15 protein-coding genes and 1 other RNA gene are annotated in these 17,614 nt (G+C 31.4%); 14 read left to right on the forward strand and 2 right to left on the reverse strand.

Annotated features, from left to right (window positions below):
• The first annotated feature begins 10 nt into the window (after positions 1-10).
• The 11 genes from rnpB to FYJ71_RS02605 all read left to right on the forward strand — a co-directional run bounded on the left by rnpB (position 11) and on the right by FYJ71_RS02605 (position 13,145).
• Positions 11-342, forward strand: an RNA gene (rnpB, locus tag FYJ71_RS02555) — RNase P RNA component class A.
• Positions 343-651: 309 nt separating this feature from the next.
• Positions 652-3,708, forward strand: coding sequence for an SPOR domain-containing protein (locus FYJ71_RS02560; RefSeq protein ID WP_154537229.1), 3,057 nt, complete (start codon positions 652-654; stop codon positions 3,706-3,708).
• Between the two features lie 38 nt (positions 3,709-3,746).
• On the forward strand, positions 3,747-5,735 hold the full coding sequence (locus FYJ71_RS02565) for a hypothetical protein (RefSeq protein ID WP_154537230.1): 1,989 nt from the start codon (positions 3,747-3,749) through the stop codon (positions 5,733-5,735).
• 8 nt (positions 5,736-5,743) lie between these two features.
• On the forward strand, positions 5,744-5,956 hold the full coding sequence (locus FYJ71_RS02570; RefSeq protein WP_154537231.1) for a hypothetical protein: 213 nt from the start codon (positions 5,744-5,746) through the stop codon (positions 5,954-5,956).
• On the forward strand, positions 5,949-6,971 hold the full coding sequence (galE, locus tag FYJ71_RS02575) for a UDP-glucose 4-epimerase GalE (protein WP_154537232.1): 1,023 nt from the start codon (positions 5,949-5,951) through the stop codon (positions 6,969-6,971). Before FYJ71_RS02570 ends, galE begins: the two co-directional genes overlap by 8 nt.
• Before the next feature lie 71 nt (positions 6,972-7,042).
• Positions 7,043-8,149, forward strand: coding sequence for a DUF3798 domain-containing protein (locus tag FYJ71_RS02580; RefSeq protein WP_154537233.1), 1,107 nt, complete (start codon positions 7,043-7,045; stop codon positions 8,147-8,149).
• Positions 8,150-8,161: 12 nt separating this feature from the next.
• On the forward strand, positions 8,162-9,340 hold the full coding sequence (locus FYJ71_RS02585; protein ID WP_154537234.1) for a DUF3798 domain-containing protein: 1,179 nt from the start codon (positions 8,162-8,164) through the stop codon (positions 9,338-9,340).
• A 151-nt stretch (positions 9,341-9,491) separates the two neighbouring features.
• Positions 9,492-10,496, forward strand: a complete 1,005-nt coding sequence (asnA, locus tag FYJ71_RS02590; protein WP_154537540.1) for an aspartate--ammonia ligase — start codon at positions 9,492-9,494, stop codon at positions 10,494-10,496.
• A gap of 32 nt (positions 10,497-10,528) precedes the next feature.
• The gene (gene hpt / locus FYJ71_RS02595; protein WP_154537235.1) at positions 10,529-11,053 is read left to right on the forward strand and encodes a hypoxanthine phosphoribosyltransferase; all 525 of its coding nucleotides are present in this window, start codon (positions 10,529-10,531) and stop codon (positions 11,051-11,053) included.
• A gap of 1 nt (position 11,054) precedes the next feature.
• On the forward strand, positions 11,055-11,840 hold the full coding sequence (locus FYJ71_RS02600; protein ID WP_154537236.1) for an HAD hydrolase family protein: 786 nt from the start codon (positions 11,055-11,057) through the stop codon (positions 11,838-11,840).
• Between the two features lie 75 nt (positions 11,841-11,915).
• A complete protein-coding gene (locus tag FYJ71_RS02605; protein ID WP_154537237.1) occupies positions 11,916-13,145 on the forward strand; it encodes a BaiN/RdsA family NAD(P)/FAD-dependent oxidoreductase in 1,230 nt (409 codons plus the stop codon).
• Positions 13,146-13,280: 135 nt separating this feature from the next.
• Here FYJ71_RS02605 and FYJ71_RS02610 read toward each other — a convergent pair whose 3' ends face one another.
• Entirely contained in the window at positions 13,281-13,745 is a 465-nt protein-coding gene (locus tag FYJ71_RS02610; RefSeq protein WP_154537238.1) for a hypothetical protein, read from the reverse strand.
• A gap of 406 nt (positions 13,746-14,151) precedes the next feature.
• Here FYJ71_RS02610 and FYJ71_RS02615 point away from each other — a divergent pair, with 406 nt between their 5' ends.
• On the forward strand, positions 14,152-14,946 hold the full coding sequence (locus tag FYJ71_RS02615; protein WP_154537239.1) for a TVP38/TMEM64 family protein: 795 nt from the start codon (positions 14,152-14,154) through the stop codon (positions 14,944-14,946).
• Between the two features lie 153 nt (positions 14,947-15,099).
• On the opposite strand, the gene FYJ71_RS02620 is transcribed toward FYJ71_RS02615, so the two are convergent.
• Positions 15,100-15,489 (reverse strand): DUF4418 family protein, encoded by a 390-nt coding sequence (locus FYJ71_RS02620; RefSeq protein WP_154537240.1) that lies wholly within the window; start codon positions 15,487-15,489, stop codon positions 15,100-15,102.
• 159 nt (positions 15,490-15,648) lie between these two features.
• Here FYJ71_RS02620 and FYJ71_RS02625 point away from each other — a divergent pair, with 159 nt between their 5' ends.
• Positions 15,649-16,866 carry an ABC transporter permease gene (locus tag FYJ71_RS02625; RefSeq protein ID WP_154537241.1) on the forward strand — a complete coding sequence of 406 codons (1,218 nt, stop codon included), beginning with the start codon at positions 15,649-15,651 and terminating at the stop codon, positions 16,864-16,866.
• Positions 16,859-17,557, forward strand: coding sequence for an ABC transporter ATP-binding protein (locus tag FYJ71_RS02630; RefSeq protein ID WP_154537242.1), 699 nt, complete (start codon positions 16,859-16,861; stop codon positions 17,555-17,557). Before FYJ71_RS02625 ends, FYJ71_RS02630 begins: the two co-directional genes overlap by 8 nt.
• The last annotated feature ends 57 nt before the right edge of the window (positions 17,558-17,614 follow it).

Raw genomic sequence — 17,614 nt, forward strand, 5'->3', positions numbered from 1 at the left:
TACAAGGTATCAAGTATGGCAGATGATCGCGTGTTTTAACACGAGGAAAGTCGGAGCTCCACAGAGCAGGGTGCTAGGTAACGCCTAGTGAGAGCGATCTTAAGGATAGTGCAACAGAAATAAACCGCCAATTTTTGGTAAGGATGGAAAGGCGAGGTAAGAGCTCACCAGCATATAGGTGACTATATGGCTATGTAAACCCCACCTGGTGCAAGGCCAAGATAGGAATAAGAGATGTTGCTCGCATCTCCCGGATGGTAGGCCGCTTGAACTTGTCGGTGACGGCAAGTCTAGATAGATGATCATCTAATACAGAACTCCGCTTATAGCCATGCTTAATTAACATAAAAATGAGTCGATATTAATCGTCTTTTTCGTAGGTAAGTTAGTCTTGCCTACGTTTTTTTTGTTAAAACATCTGTTATAGTAATGCATGACACAATCAGAGTTATATCGTGATCAGCTATTCTTATTGTCAATAATAAAAAATATATTGCATAAAACAGATTAATTTTTTTATCAAATGCTTGATTTTACAATATAAGTCACAAATTTTAATATATTTTATTTCATTATTACTCTTGTTAGTGTATAATAGTAAGTAATAATGTTTATTTGTAAAACTTGACTATATTATAAGGAGTGAAGGTTTTGAATGATTTTGGTAAAATAACAATTAAGTCGGTTGTATCCGATGTTGATAAAAAATATATAAGAGATAGAGAAGAATTGAGCTCAAATTTGGATGAGGCATTAAAAAATAAATATATAAAAGTTGGAAAAGACGAAGAAAAATATATAGAGCTTTTGAGATATAATATTATTTTCTATAAATCTATAATAAAAAAATTGGAAGTTATTATAGAGATGTGGGTTCAAAATGGTGTTATTTCCAGTACTCAGTCGGTTGAAAAAAGTATTGTGAATATTACTAATTCGTCGAAGGAATACGTGAATATCGCAATGAAAAAGGGAAGAACATACTTAAACGACAAAGATAAGAAGATTTTTGTATCTTATGACAATTCAGTTGGCCTAAAGCGAATTGAAAAAGTAGAAAATGACTATAAGATACTTAATCTTTATAAAGATATACTTAGTATGATGATAAGCGTTATATCTGAAGATCCTATAAAATATAACGTGATTTTGGATATGAGTATCGAAAAACTTAAGATAGATATAATGAATGAAGTATTTGCGATGATAAATGAAATACTTTTTAGCGTAGAAAGAGAAAAGGATAGATTCACTGATGAGGCTTTGGTGGACGAGGACAAGCTTTATGCTGGAAATATCGATGATGAAGAAAAATGCTTAGGATTCAAAAAATATGTGGCAATGATAAGTTCACCTGAAATTTCTGTCAGAATAAATGATGTTTTTAGATCGTCAGTGGAGTTGGAAAATATCGATGAAGTTGATGCGAACTTGTTTGATCCAGATTTCAAAGATTATATTTCATGTGCTGTTATTTTAATGGACTATGTATCTGCTGAAAATAAAGTATTATTAAAAAATATTTTTAGAATGTTTATCTCCAATAATATTACACAGGATCAGTTTGAAGAGACATTTGATAAAATAGTTATTGAGAGAACATTTGTTGATAAGAGAACTTGGCTGGAATGTCAAAAGATGGTTAAGGCTGATTTTAATCTTGAAAATAACAATTTCTTTGGAGAAAGCAAAGCAGAGGCTGAGGAAACATTGTCTCTTAACGATAGACTGGATATTGTCGAAAATCTTACTGAAGATATGAGTGTTGAAGAGTGTATTGATTACATGAAATACAGCAAGCCTAGATTTGGAGATGGAGCCTATTCTGACACAGAGGGTGGATTCGCTAATAAGCTAAAGCAAGGCTTATTTAGTTTTTCTGAAAAGCTTAAATCTAAGGATGATTCCTATGATCTAACAGATGAGTATGATGAGGAAGAATATCATGACTATGATGATGGGTATGAGAACGACGATTCATATTATGCCGATGATGAGGATTTGGAGGACTATGAAAAAGGTAAGTCAGGCTTTATGTCAAAGTTTAAAAATTTCTTCAAAAGGAATGATTATGATGAATTCGATGACTATGAGGACTACGATAAAGATGATGATTTTGACAATGAATACGATGATTTTGTCGATGATGAGGACGAAGTGGTTGACTCAAAGTTTGAAGAAAAATCTTCAATTCAGGATAAAAATGCAGTTGCAATCTTGAAACTACGTGAGAAAAATAAGAAAAGAGAGCTTGCAAAACAAAAGGCCGAGATAAAGGATCTTAAGGACGAAAGAAAGATTGCAGAAGAAATCAATAAAGTTGGTATTGGTAGCTTTAAAAACAGTGAAATTGTATTTACAGAAAATGATGTTGTCTATAAAAAGAGTGACGGAAATTTCAAGTCAAAAAGTGAGGAAGTTTTCCAAAATAAAATAGATGGACAGATATCGTTTGATGATTTCAGTGGAAGAGTTACTCCACAGAACGATGATAAAAAATTAGAAGCTTCAGATGTAAAAAATGATGATGAAAGAAGTGACAATGAAGCAATAATTCAAAGCTCTCAAGATAAAACAAAATCTAAAAATGAAGGTAGCAAAAAAAATGAATCTGAAGATATTGATGACAAAAAAGATGTTTTCGACTCTGAGTTTAAAATAATAAATTCGAAAAAAAATGAAAGAAATAAATCTGCAGGCGACAATAATACGTTTGAAGAGCTAGAGAGTCTAAAGTCTATGAACGCTTCTGATTTACGTGTATTGAATAAGACTTCATTAAAGAAAGGGCATATTGAAGAAAAAAAATCGGTAACGACAGATCATAGTATTTTGGATAAAACCATAGTCAAAAACGAAGCTGATGATATAGAAAAACGAGAATCAAGTCTATTCTCTAGAAACATTGGAAAGTTTGGAAATTTTAAGGATAAAATGATCCAAAAAAATGATGAGAGACGAAAGAGGAAAGAGGATAGAGAGTCCGAAGGTGAGATGTTTCCAAAATCTGTTGTTATAAGAGATTTTGTTATTGTTGTTGTTTTACTTGTGGCTATCTTCGCTTCTTATATCTATATGATAAAAGGGTTCAATAGACCAAGTGTTGAAGAAACAAATAGTGCTGCAAAACAGACACAAACAACTGGAAAGACAAAAAATACTTCCAATTCAGGAGCTGACAGTACTGCAAGCAACAGTGCAAAATCAACAACTGAGATTACACAGAAAACAGAGGCAGAAAAAGAAAAGGATGAAATTGAAAAGAAAGCCAGTGCATTGGATAGAGAAGCTGAAAGCTATAAATCTGGAAAAGGTACATATTATACTGTTTTCGTAGGTGCTGTGAAATCTGAGGATGCAGCAAATACATATGCCAATAGTTTTGCAAAGAGAGGTGTAAATTCAAAGGTTGTAAGAAATGGCGGATTTTATATGCTAAAGGTTGGAGAGTATTTTGACGTTAATCAGGCATATTCAGAATCATATAGAATAACTTCTAAGGGAATACAGAACTATGTTGCGACTCAGAACAAGTATTATGAGTTAAAGATAGAAGCATTTAAGATTAGAAGCAAAAATCTAAGTGCTGATCAGATAAAGACTGATTATAATGATATTAAAAATCAAATTTCATCTACTGGAAAAAATGATCAGTATATTAAGAATTTAGATGAAATATATAACGAAGCATTAAAGAGCAAACAATAATCTACTTGTAAAAAGACTAAATAAAGGAGGAACAGATTTTGTTAAAAAATAATGAGAAAATTATATTTGAAATGAAGTCTGGATATAGTCTACTTGGTCTTGAAGGGTATGATTTGTCTGGTAAGTGCTTGCAAATTACTAACCTTGGAAATATTTTTATTTCCAAGGTTGATTATTTAGAAGATAATGAGGTAGATTATATAGGATATAGTTTCGAAAATCAACAGACGAGACTAGGTGCTGAAATAGATAGAGAGAGCGTAAATATTATTGCTGAAAGTCTTAATTTCAAAATGATAAGGGAAAATTTTGAAATGGACTTGAAACTCGATTTAATAATGGTGCTGGATTTAGAGGAGATAATCTCTATTTCAAGTGAGCTTGAAAACAATATTTTTGAATATAAAAATAATGCAATTATACTGAATAATGAGAAGAGAGCAATTGTTGGAAATATAGAACACAATGCTGATAAAGTGATTTTTTTTAATATAAATTTTAGATTTGAATTTACATTTACAGATATCGAGTATTACTTGCCTAAAAATGACATTATATACTTTAAGGGATATTTTTATTCAGTCCACAGAAAGGATATAATAACAAAGATTTTATTATTGGGAAATGGGATAGAAAGTAAATTTCCAAATGATATTTTTTCTATAGTGGATAATAATAAAAAAATAGGAGTATTACCAACAGAAGATGTTGTTTCTTATTGCAAATTGAGTGGATTGATAGCCTCAATTGGTTATGTTGACGCTCCGGCATTGATAATAAGACATTCTGATATGATAGTTATTTACGATTTTGTATCAAAAAATGAATTGAAATTTTGTGAAATGTCGTCCCTGATGATGTTAGGCTCAGAAGGGGGAAAGTATATACTCTATGATGGAAGTGATTTTTTCAGTATCGCAATTGACTTACAAGATTTAAAGAAAATAGGCTTGGATAGATTGGGCAAGATAAAAAGCAAATACTTGGGATTTACAAAAAGATTTATGCCAGTAGTTGTGAAAATCGACGAAAATAAAATATTAATAAAAAGTTCGAGCGATGATGAAGGTGAAAATGAAATTTTTAACATAAAAAAATCTGAGATATCAAATATATCGGTAAAGGAAACAAATATAGCTGGAGAAAACTATGTAGAGGCAGAAATTCGATTTGGTGATAAAATTATAAAAATCAATTTAATGAGGGAATTTGTGATGGAAATTTCTACAGAGGTATTTTCTGACTATCAGAATTCAATAATAAATGCAATTCCAAGAAAAGAAGTCTACGATAATTGGACAAAATCAGTATGTGATATGGTTGTTTATAATTTTTTTGGGCATATTTACGATTTAAAAAGGAGGTATTCTCATATAACTGAAAGCTCAAGCTTGCAGGACATGATTAATTTTACGAATGACCTATATGATGACATTCATTTTCAAATCGAAAATGTGGATTTTTCTGCTGTCAGTATGTTTGATATACTTTTTAATAATGAAAAAAAATACTTTACTTCTAATGAATTTTCCTATGATATTACGATAATGGAAAATTTGGAGAGGGTTTTCTATGATATTAGAAATGATATAAAGATAGATTTGATCGATATTTCTTCTTGCTTGGAGAATATTAATCATTTTATTTTACCAGAAAAATTGAGAGAGTCGACTGTAAATAGAATTAACGAAGGACAGTCATATCAGCTTGCATATTTCAGCAGGATGGGGTTGTCCAAATTGAACCATCTTATTTATAATTTGCTCCCTTCATATGTTTCGAGAATCGTGAGTAATATTTTTAGGATTTATGATGCTATGTATGATAACTACTCGGTTTTATCTGATGAGGAATTGAAAAATGAGATTGTAGATAGGATAAGAAATGCATACATTTTTAAGCAGTATATTATAGATGCTGATTCAAATGTAATTAGAAATGATATTATAGAGGATTTATACTCTATTGCAAAATTCTCCTCTATGAAGATAGATAGTGAGTTTTACTATTCAGGTGGTTACAGGTAGGTGATACTATGGTTATAGATGATATTTTGAATAGAGATTTCAGGTTGTGCAATTTTTCGGATAGAGAAAAAAGCGTTCTATATAGGGAAGTCGATTTAGATAATTTAATATTGGCGAATTTAAAATTAAATGAAAGTGAACTAAAGGATGCAAGGTCTCATAAGGGCTTTTCAGTTGGTTTTGATTTAACAGAAGAGAAAGAGGTAAAAAGAGATGAGTAGTATTTTATTAGCTGGTGGAGCAGGATATATTGGAAGTCACACCGCAGTTGAGTTATTGTTGAGAGATAAAGACGTAATAATCGTTGACAATTTTTCAAACAGTAATCCAAATGTTATTGAGAGGATAGAAAGACTGGCTTCAAAGAGAGTAAAGTTTTATGAATTAGATACAAGAACTTCGGAGTTTGAAATTGTATTTAAGGAAAATGAAATTGATGTAGTCGTTGATTTTGCAGCTTATAAGGCAGTTGGAGATTCAGTAAAGGAGCCTTTGAGCTACTATGAAAACAATTTGTGTTCTTTGATAAATACATTGAAATTAATGAAAAAATACAACGTAAATAAATTTGTTTTCAGCTCTTCGGCAACTGTGTATGGTGACGTTAAGGTTGATATGTTACCTGCAAGAGAAGACTATCCTAGGTGTGCAACTAATCCATATGGAAATACCAAGCTTATAGGAGAAGAAATTATAAGTGACATTGGAAATGCTGATGATAATTTCAATAGTATTGTGTTGAGATATTTTAATCCTATTGGGGCACACCAAAGTGGTTTGCTAGGTGAACAGACAAATGGTGTACCAGCAAATATTATGCCGTATTTAACAAAGGTGGCTATTGGAGAATTGCCTTTCTTGAATATATTTGGTGATGATTACGATACAGAAGATGGAACTGGTATAAGAGATTATATTCATGTGGTTGACCTGGCAATTGGTCACGTCAAGGCAATTGAGAGACTTCTGAAAGTAAATAATGGTGTTGAATTTTTTAATCTTGGAACCGGCAAAGGATATAGTGTCATGGAATTAGTAAGAGCCTTCTCCAGAGCATCACAAATGGAAATACCTTATAAAATTGTTGAGAGAAGAGATGGAGATGTTGCAATGTCGTATGCGGATCCAAGCAAAGCAAAAGAAGTTTTAAATTGGGAAGCAAGCCTAGGTATTGATGAAATGTGTAGAGATTCTTGGAACTGGCAAAGTAAAAATCCAAATGGCTATGATGATTAATTTTTAAATATTGATATTAGGGCTTGTAGATATTGGCGAAAAAATTCGTGTCGACAAGCTGGGAGGAAAAAATGATAAAAAAAATAGCATATTTATTTACCATTGTCTTTGTTTTAGTATCTCTTGGTGCTTGTACTAAGAATGACAGGGCATCAAGCAGCGACAAAGAGTCATTGGAAGACATAACTAATAATAAATCTGAAATTACTATCTATTTACCTGAAGGACAACAGCTAGACAAAAAATATATTGAAAACAAAAAAATCGCTGTTAATTTTCTGCCTAAAATTGAGGGAAAATACACCGAAAAACAGGCTGATATGATTGCGAATAATATTGATAAGCATGTAAAGGTCTTGATCATTTCTTCAAGTAATAATGGGTTATCATCGGTTTTCGAAAAAGTTAAAGATAAGCTACCAGGAGTAATAACAATTTCTTGTGATATGGAAGAATTTAACAACCATTCTCTTGACGATTTGTTAAAGAACTCCAACATTGATGTTGGATTATCTGTATCTAATACAAACAACCTGCTTATTGGTGTAAAAAATTCAATACTGATGAATGCAAAAAAGTTTGCCTATATTTATAATCCAAATGATATTGATATCACAGATCTTGAAAAAGCGAAAGAATACTGTAAGGAAAACAATATGATTTTCGATGAGATAAAAGTCGATAAAAAGATCGATGATAAATATTTTAATGAGATTGTTGGCAAAATTAGCAATATAGAAAATACGGCTGTTTATTCATCAATCGAGGATGCTTCTATGTTACTATTAAAGAATTTTTCTAAATATAAGTATATAATTCCGAGTCTTAACAGTGGAAATGATGGCAACATTTTTTCACAAGAATTTGCTCTGGAAAAAGAATTTGCTTCTTTAGAAAGAGAAGAATTTGAAGTTCTTGTTTCAAAAAAGCTTAAGGAAGAGGGCTTGATAGGAAAGCTGGGTATGATAATTGAGGACAAAAAATCAGTACCAATAGAGATATCAATTGAAATCGCAAAATATATGTACGAGAATAATTTTATGATTGAGGAATGCTATAGAGATGTATCTCTTGTGGCTAGAGGTAATAGAAATTTAAATCTATCTATAGCACCACAAAAAATAGGAAATTCAGCTGGTTATTTCAGATATCTTAATCTCGTGCCGAGAATATATTAGGAGGAAGAGGATATGATGTTTTTTAAGAAAATAATGACAAGCATGTCTCTGATGCTTGTTACTACATTTTTGCTGACAGCATGTAGTAACAAAAATAATTCTACTACCGAGGTTTTAGATGAAAGTGGAGATAATAAGACAAAAATTGCTCTGCTGATACAGGATAAATCGGAAAATAAAACAAATTTTGATGTGGCAGAGTCTGTTATTGCAAGTAAGGAATATCAGCGTGAAAAAATGGATAATTCCAATGTTGATATCAAGCTTTTTAAGCTACCAAAAAATTACAACGAAAATGAAAAAGAAGTTTCAAATATTTTTTCCGATATAGAAAAGGATAAGGACATCAATGTTCTAGTAGCATCATCAAATGAAGGTGGTTTGGTAAATTATGTCAAAGCCTTGAAGGGTAAAAGAAAAGATATATTGACAATAAGTGCAAATCTTGCTGATAATGACGAGGAACTAATAAATACCTTTGATTTAAATTTCAAAAATATGAATGTGAATAAAGCGAAGAGAGTGGTTGATTTTTCAAAGTCTTTAGGTGCGGAAACATTCTGTTATTTTGTTGATGGAGAACAGAAAAATGATAAAAAAATCGAGGAAACTATAGAGCTTATGAAAAAAACTGCTACTGAAAACAGTATGCCAATAGTGGAGATTGTAGTTCCAGATAATTTGGATAGATATGGCAAAAAGATGTTCGTATCAAATAAGATAGATGAGTTGATAATTGAAAAAGGGAAAGAGATTAATATTTTCGCTTTCAATCAGGATTATGATGATATATTGCTAAGTAAGGTCATAAAAAACGGAATATATATCTCTGAATTTTCAAGCCCGAACATAGATAAAAAGATGCTGAATTATTTTGGCATTGGACATTTATCTAGAAATTCTGAGGATTATGGCTGGATGAATACTCAAATAATAAATTATCTAGGAAAATATGGAATAGAGAGACATATTGGATCAATGGGGGCTTTACAAGATCCATTTGTTTTACAATTTGCAATCGAGCTTGGTATAAGCATGAATGCAAAAGAGCAAGAGGTGAGTAAAGCATACAATTCCTATTATCTGGAAAAAGTATCAAATACTAGGTGCAATATTTCATCGGGATTTATCAACAAAAAATCTGGTGTGGGTAATTTTAAATATGTTATCCCAGATCAGATATCATATTAATAAAAATAGATTTTGTCGATAAATTAGAAAAAATTATGAAAAAACGAAAAAAAACTATAAAAAAATACAAATTTAGTATATAATAGACACTTATAAAAATACTTTATTAAATTATGTATTTTTGAGAAAGATTAAAAGGAGTGATTTTGTGATGGTTATGATTATACCGAAAAACTACAAAAGTGAGTTGGATGTTTTGGAAACTCAAAAAGCTATAAAAAAACTGAAAGACTTTTTTCAGAATGAATTGAGTAAAGAACTTAATTTATTGAGAGTATCATCTCCGCTGTTTGTACTACCAGAAACGGGAACAAACGACAATTTAAATGGAATTGAAACTCCAGTTAGCTTCAACGTACCATTTATGAATAAGAAAGCAGAAATAGTTCAGTCTCTTGCGAAATGGAAGAGAACAGCTATAAAGAAGTATAATATTCCTCAAAATGAGGGTATATATGCAGATATGAATGCCATTAGAAAGGACGAAGAGCTTGACAACCTTCATTCTTTATACGTAGACCAGTGGGATTGGGAATACAACATTCCTAAAAGCGACAGAACGTATGAAAAGCTTGTTTGGATAGTTGAGAAAATATTTGGAGTATTTAAAAGAACTGATGAATATATGTTGTCCTTGTATCCAAATTTCAAACCTCTATTGCCAGAGAAAATTACATTTGTTTCTACTCAAGAATTGGAAAATGAATGGCCAAATTTAACTCCAAAGCAGAGAGAAAAAGAGATAGTGAAAAGACATGGGGCGGTTTTTTTGACTGGTATTGGAAAATCATTAGAATCAGGAGAAAAGCATGATGGAAGATCTCCTGACTATGATGACTGGGATTTAAATGGTGACTTCTTGTTTTTCAATCCTGTTTTAGATGATGTTATCGAGCTATCTTCAATGGGAATAAGAGTTGATGAAGAATCTTTGGAAAGACAGTTGGAAATAGCAGGCGCTGAAGATAGAAAAAATATGGATTACCATAGAGATTTATTAAATGGTGATTTGCCATATACTATAGGTGGAGGAATCGGACAATCGAGAATATGTATGTTCTTCCTTAGAAAGGCCCATATAGGAGAGGTTCAGGTAGGAATTTGGCCTAAGGGTATGATTAAGGAATGTGCAAGTGCAGGAATTCATCTATTGTAATAATTGATTTTTAGTTTGATAAGGGAGGAAATATGTACAAGCTATCAGGTGTATTATTGAGCGAAAACGAAATTAAACAAAAAGTCAACGAGTTAGCTCAGGTGATCGAGTCAGATTATGAGGGGCAGGATATTTTGTTGGTTGGAATTTTGAAGGGTGCGAGTGTTTTCGTTGCAGATTTAATGAGAGCTATAAAATTGGATGTTAATATTGATTTTATGAGTGTATCTAGCTATGGAAGTGGGACGACTTCCTCTGGAACTGTGAAAATATTAAAGGACTTGGATGTAGATATTGATGGTAAAAATGTGTTGATAGTAGAGGATATTATCGACTCTGGGGCCACATTGAGAAATCTATATGATACTTTGATGACAAGAAATCCCAAAAGCCTAAGGCTTTGCACTTTACTTGATAAACCTAGTAGAAGAAAAGTCAATATTGATGTAGACTATGTAGGATTTGTGATTGAGGATAAATTTATTGTAGGTTATGGAATTGATTACGATGAAAAATACAGAAACCTTCCATACATAGGGATAGTTGAGGATATATAAAATGTTTCGAAAAAAATATTTTTTCTTTGACATAGATGGTACTATTGCTGTGAATTTTCCGAGAGTAATTCCCGAATCCACCAGAAGAACGATTAACGCCCTCATCGAAAGAGGACATTTTGTGAGTCTTGCAACCGGTAGAATGCGTGCGATGACAAAGGAATTTGTAGATGAATTTGGAATTACAAACATGGTAACCGATGGTGGAAAAGGAATTGTTCTTGACGGTAAATTTGAGGTTGAGCCACTTGAATATTATCCTATAAAACAATTGACAATGGAGCTTGACGAAAAAAATATTCCATGGGCAGTATGCTTGAGTGATGAATTGGTTTGCTACTCAAAATATCCCGATTTTCAAACCTTGATGGAGAGTTCTATAAAGGTTAAAGGCTATATTGATTTTGTAGCTATGCCGGACTTGGATATAGATATTGAACGGAACATTTATAAAGGGTTTGTATATATACGAAAAGAACAAGAAAAGGATATTGAATCGCTAAAGTATGTATCCTATACCAGATATCAAGAAAACTATATTATTTTAGAAGATGATGACAAATCGATAGGAATAAAAAAAATAAGAGATAGAATGAATATCGATGATAGAGATATTGTGGTATTTGGCGACAATACTAATGATATAAAGATGTTCAAGCCTGAATGGACTTCAATTGCAATGGGAAATGCTGTAGAGGAATTGAAAAAGGTAGCAACCTTCGTTACGAAGGACGCTGATGATAACGGAATTGAATTTGCTTGTAAGCATTTTGGTTGGATTGATTAATTGATTATTAAGGTATTGCAAATAGAAGTTTATTTTATTTGCGATACCTTTTTTAGGAAGGATTTATTGATAAAAATGAGTAAGGTTATTGTTATTGGAGGAGGACCTGCAGGGATAATGGCGGCATATTTTGCGTCACAGGCAGGCGCCGAAGTCATACTGATTGAAAAAAATAAAATGCTAGGTAAAAAGCTGAGAATTACTGGTAAGGGAAGATGCAATATTACCAATGCGTGTGATTTAGAGGATTTTATTTCTAATATTTATCACAATGGTAGTTTTATGTATAGTTCATTATACTCATTTACCAACGACGACCTGATAAATTTGTTTGAAAAAAATGGTTTAAAGGTAAAGATAGAGCGTGGTAAAAGGGTATTTCCGATGAGTGATAAAGCTATTGATGTAGTAAATACGCTAGAAAAACTGATTTGCAATGAAAATATAGAAATAATATTTGGAAAAAAAGTAAAATCAATTATTATTGAAGGTAAGCTTGCAAAGGGTGTAATATTGCGAGATGGTAAAAAAATATATTCCGATGCAGTCATTTTGGCAACTGGTGGAAAAAGTTACCCGCTGACAGGCTCAACTGGAGATGGCTATGACATTGCCAAGAAATGTGGTCATACAATATCAGAGCTAAAACCTGCTTTGGTTGGAATGAATACAAAACCAATTCCAAAATCAGAAATGGTCGGTCTACTTTTAAAAAATGTATCGATTGCGCTTTACAGAAATGGTAAAAAGGTATATGAGGATTTTGGAGAATTGGAGTTTAGAGATTATGGTATTGATGGGGCAATAGTAAAATCAGCCAGTTGCTATATGAGAGAAGATAGATCAGACTATAAAATTATTCTAGATTTGAAACCTGCATTAGATGAAAAAAAGCTTGATAATCGGATTCAAAGAGATTTTAGAGAAATGAACAATAAGTTCTTTAGAGAGACGCTTAGGAAGCTTATACCAGCAAAAATGATCGATTTTATAATAGAATATTCAGGTATAGAGCCTGATAAAATAGTTCATCAGATTACAAAAGAGGAGAGAAAGAGGCTTTTGAATGCGATAAAAAATATGGAGCTTGTCATTGAAAGTCTGAGACCAATTGATGAGGCGATAGTAACCTCAGGTGGCGTTAGTATAAAAGAAATAAATCCTAGTACGATGGAATCAAAAATTATTGAGGGTCTTTTTTTCGCTGGAGAGTTGATAGATGTTGATGGATATACCGGTGGTTATAATCTACAGATAGCATTCTCTACCGGTTATATAGCGGGAATAAACTCAATTAAAATTTAGAATTGTAAATTATTTCAAAATAATTCTTAACAGCTTTTAAAAAATAGGATAGCCTATTAGTAGGCAAAATAAACAGAAAAATAGAGACTACAAAAATAGAAGAAAGAAGAAAAATGTAGTCTCTATTTTAGATCGCTAAATCTTTGTTACATAGTTATAAATTTTTTCATTTCCAATATCGATAACACCAGTGTTAATATACTTGACAATGCAATCTATATCCCATTCTGTCAAATATTGAGTCGGAATTTCAAGAACATAACCGTTATTTTCTAGCTCTGATTTGAGTTTGAAAATACTTGAACATGGTGCTTTATTTGAATAATATCCTGTGTATTTACTTTTATTATTCAATAAACTTTCATTTTGTATTCCTATTAAAGTTTCTACATAGCTCTTGTAACACTCTTCAAAATCGCAAATCGAAATTTGATTTTCCGAAAGAATTTTTTTAAACGAAAAGTCATTCATCATATAGTGAACAAACTGTTCAGATGTAAGCTTGCCAGAAATAATACCTTTTTGATATTTTCTCAATACTTTTTTTGTCTGGGCATAGATTTTATAACGTGTATTAAGATCAAATTCAATAAACAGCATAAAACCACCCCTCAATTTAATTCTACAATAAAAAGAGAAAAAAATCTATAACTAAAATGTAAAAATATTATAAAAATTAATCACAATTGAAATAATGAAAAATATATCTTGATATGTAGAAAAAATAAATATGTTATATCTGTTTAATTATTGATTTTTCAAGAAAATCAAATACAAATGAATAGATATTTTATTATTGACAAAATATTAAGAATAGAAAAAAACTATATAAATTAATGTATTATTAGAAAAAAACTATAGTTAGCAGTATTGATACTGATTTTATTGACATAGCAAGTTTAATAAGATATACTTTAAGCAATTTATGTTGCAATTATTGGTGAATTATTTAATATTCTTGGTATAATTTGGCAAACATATTAAAATATAAACATCAGGAGGTATTATGTTTAAAAAAGAAAAAAGTACTGAAAAAATCAAACTAAAGGATATAGATGACAGTACACCAGAGGAGAGAGAACAACATAGACAAAAACTGAAAAAAATCAGATATGCTGCTATTGCAGTTGTAGTCATTTCTACTATTGTGTATTTTCTTGTACCGGGAGTCAGAGAGAATGTATCAAATGCAGTGAAGGTTCTATCACAATTTGATTTAAAAGTCGTGATAAGATACATAAGAAGCTATGGAGCCTATGCAGCAGTAATCTCTTGTTTGTTGATGATACTTCAATCTATTGCAGCTCCAATTCCTGCATTTATAATAACACTGTCAAACGCCGCAATATTTGGATGGTGGAAAGGTGCGATATTATCTTGGTCAAGTGCCATGCTAGGAGCAGCATTATGTTTCTTTATCGCAAGAGGATTGGGTAGAGAAGTTGTTGAAAAACTTACTTCCAAGGGATCATTGGAAAGCATAGACGTGTTTTTTAAGAGATATGGTAAACACACTATAATGATTTGTAGATTGTTGCCATTCGTTTCATTTGACGTTGTAAGCTATGCAGCAGGTTTAACTTCGATGGGATTTTGGGAGTTTTTTGTAGCGACAGGTATAGGCCAGCTTCCAGCTACAATAGTATATTCATATGTAGGTGGAGTTTTGAGTGGAGGTGCTCAAAAGCTATTCATTGGACTTGTTTCTCTATTTGCGATTTCAATTTTAGTTGGAATGATAAAAAAGATTTATAACGATAAACAGAAAAAGAGAGAAGAAAGATTAACAAAGGAAGCTTAGTAAAAAAAGTAGTCAATGAAAATTCATAAAAAAATAAAAGCTTGGTAGTAGAGATTCTCTATCTATCAGGCTTTTATTTAATCAAATTTATATTAAGGGTGTTTTTTTGCTAAATAACATGGCTTTTGTTTAAACGACATGATTTTTGTCAAATTATACTATTTTGTTGCCATCCTTTATAAAAAAGAACGAAAGTCCCGAAATAACAACTAAAGACGAGATTGCTCTTATTGAAATTGATGTAGAATGACATGCCATTGCATGGTTATTGCATATTCCGACAACTGAGTTTGACGGAATAATAAATAGTATCAATCCGATAGCTATTATTGTAAATGGTAGAGAAGTCTCTTTTCTCCAACATTCTATTGATATTACAAAAAGTATTATTGAAATTAATACTATACTGATACTCGTATAGTGACACTTCATAGGCATTGATGACATAGATTTGCTATGATTACAAACTGGAGTAATGACTTTAACAAACAATATCATCAACAGGCTAAGAAGAGCAACTAAGAGATTTAATTTCTTTTTCATATGCTTTTCTCCTGTAAAAAATTTTCACTATTATTATATATTAAAATAAGCTTTTTTTGTTAATTTTTTATAAGTATTGAAAAAAACAATATCGACATTCTGTGTTATAGAAAAAATAAAACTTGAAGAAGGGATAGATTGAGGAAGAGAGGTGAAAAAATGAATTTGTTTAGACTGGGTTTTCTAAATGTCTGGAGAAGAAGAAATAAAACCATATTATTAGGTGTCGTTTCTGCTATTTCAATGTGCATTTTGGTAAGTGCCATATCGGTGTTTTTTTCTATAAAAACATCTTTGGATATTTCTTCTCAACGGTTGGGTGCAGATGTTGTCATAGTTCCAGATTCTGTGGAAGCTGACGGAGAGGAAATAATGTTTACAGGAGTGCCGAAAATGGTCTATTTAGAAGAAAGTAAACTTAAAAATATTCCTGTAGATAAGATAGAAAAAATAACAAGCCAGTTTTTTATTAAAACATTATCAGAATTTGCCTGCTGTACCTTTGAAAAATCATATAGGGTTGTCGGGATTGATCAAAAAAGCGACTTTATTATGAAGCCATGGATGAAATCAAATAGCATACCAAATCTTGATGATCGAGATGTGATTTTGGGGTCAAATGTAGAGCTGGAATATAAAGATGAAATATCAATAATGGGAAAGGATCACAAGTTTAAGGGCAGGCTAGAGAAAACAGGAACGAGTATAGATGATACGATATTTGTTTCTATGAAAGAAGCAAGATATTTGGCAAGAGAGTATTATGACATAGAAAATAAAAACTATTTTCATGGAATAGCTACAGATAGACTGATATCTGCCTCATTTATCAGATTAAAAAATGGTATTGATGCTGAGAAATTTGTCAGTGATATAGAAAATTCGATTGACGGAGTAAGAGCGTATTCAGTTGCTGCCAGCTCTCAAAATCTGAAGAATAAGTTCTATGGCTTTGGAAAGTTATTGGCTTTTTTTACAATAGGAGTTATCGTTATATCATTGGCATCATTATTTGGTATGTTTAACCTGATGATTGGAGAGAGAAAAAAAGAAATTGGTTTTTTGAAAACTATGGGATTTGAAAATAAGGAGCTAATTGTTGAAATTTTATTTGAAATTATCTTGATTGTTGGTGTTGGAGGAGCTGTTGGTAGTATATTTGGAATTTCAATTTCTTCCACGATAATAGGATACCTGAGTTCATTTATGATAATTCCAACAAATTCTTATGATTTTATTGGGTTTGTACAGTATGGAATTGCCGGTGTGATATTATCGTTGGTATTTAGTGCTGTTATTTCAATTTTTCCTATTTATTTTTTGCTAAATAATGATCCAAAGGATATTTTTTCTGACGGAGGTATGACAAATGACTGATAGTGCTATAGAGTTAAAGGAAATTTCGAAGGATTTTTCATTTGGAAATGGAATAAAGAACGTGATTCAAGAGATTGATTTAATTGTCGATAAAGGAAAGTTTGTTTTAATTACAGGAGAATCTGGTGTTGGAAAATCAACTTTGTTAAACATTATGGGACTACTTTCAAAACCAAATAGTGGTGAATTGAAAATATTTGGTAATGTATCGAATGACGAAAATTGCGATTTATTGAGAAGGGCATTTGTAAGCTTTGTTTTTCAAGAAACTGTGTTGCTTGAAGCGTTGACGATTAGAGAAAATATCGACCTAATGAGATGCTTATGGAAAAAGAACAAGAAAGGAAATGAGTGTTTTTATGAAAATGTCGATGAAATTGATTTGGAAGATGCAGTGGATAGTCTTGGTTTGAGAGAATACTTGGAAACTCTTCCAGGAAAACTTAGCGGAGGTCAAAAAAGAAGAGCGATGATACTTATGGCAGTGGCGAAAAACTCACCTATAATGTTGCTTGATGAACCAACAAATGACCTCGACTCAAAATGGGTTGATAGAGTTCTCGATTTTACAAGAAGATTGACAAGTTGTGGTACAACAATCATAATGGTAAGTCATGATAAAAGAGCAGAAAACTATTGCGATGAAATTTATGAAGTAATTGATGGTGAGTTGAGAACGATAAGAAAATAATAAAGCTCTCACAAGTATAGATAAAAATTATTGTTATTAGTACGGTGATTGTTTTTA

The organism is Peptostreptococcus porci (genome assembly GCF_009695815.1).
GTDB classification, from domain to species: domain Bacteria; phylum Bacillota; class Clostridia; order Peptostreptococcales; family Peptostreptococcaceae; genus Peptostreptococcus; species Peptostreptococcus porci.

Coding starts and splice junctions, on each gene's coding strand:
- FYJ71_RS02615 (WP_154537239.1), top strand. CDS start 14,152: ATGTTTAAAAAAGAAAAAAGTACTGAAAAAATCAAACTAAAGGATATA.
- galE (WP_154537232.1), top strand. CDS start 5,949: ATGAGTAGTATTTTATTAGCTGGTGGAGCAGGATATATTGGAAGTCAC.
- FYJ71_RS02600 (WP_154537236.1), top strand. CDS start 11,055: ATGTTTCGAAAAAAATATTTTTTCTTTGACATAGATGGTACTATTGCT.
- FYJ71_RS02570 (WP_154537231.1), top strand. CDS start 5,744: ATGGTTATAGATGATATTTTGAATAGAGATTTCAGGTTGTGCAATTTT.
- FYJ71_RS02585 (WP_154537234.1), top strand. CDS start 8,162: ATGATGTTTTTTAAGAAAATAATGACAAGCATGTCTCTGATGCTTGTT.
- FYJ71_RS02610 (WP_154537238.1), bottom strand. CDS start 13,745: ATGCTGTTTATTGAATTTGATCTTAATACACGTTATAAAATCTATGCC.
- FYJ71_RS02620 (WP_154537240.1), bottom strand. CDS start 15,489: ATGAAAAAGAAATTAAATCTCTTAGTTGCTCTTCTTAGCCTGTTGATG.
- hpt (WP_154537235.1), top strand. CDS start 10,529: ATGTACAAGCTATCAGGTGTATTATTGAGCGAAAACGAAATTAAACAA.
- FYJ71_RS02625 (WP_154537241.1), top strand. CDS start 15,649: ATGAATTTGTTTAGACTGGGTTTTCTAAATGTCTGGAGAAGAAGAAAT.
- FYJ71_RS02630 (WP_154537242.1), top strand. CDS start 16,859: ATGACTGATAGTGCTATAGAGTTAAAGGAAATTTCGAAGGATTTTTCA.
- asnA (WP_154537540.1), top strand. CDS start 9,492: ATGGTTATGATTATACCGAAAAACTACAAAAGTGAGTTGGATGTTTTG.
- FYJ71_RS02580 (WP_154537233.1), top strand. CDS start 7,043: ATGATAAAAAAAATAGCATATTTATTTACCATTGTCTTTGTTTTAGTA.
- FYJ71_RS02605 (WP_154537237.1), top strand. CDS start 11,916: ATGAGTAAGGTTATTGTTATTGGAGGAGGACCTGCAGGGATAATGGCG.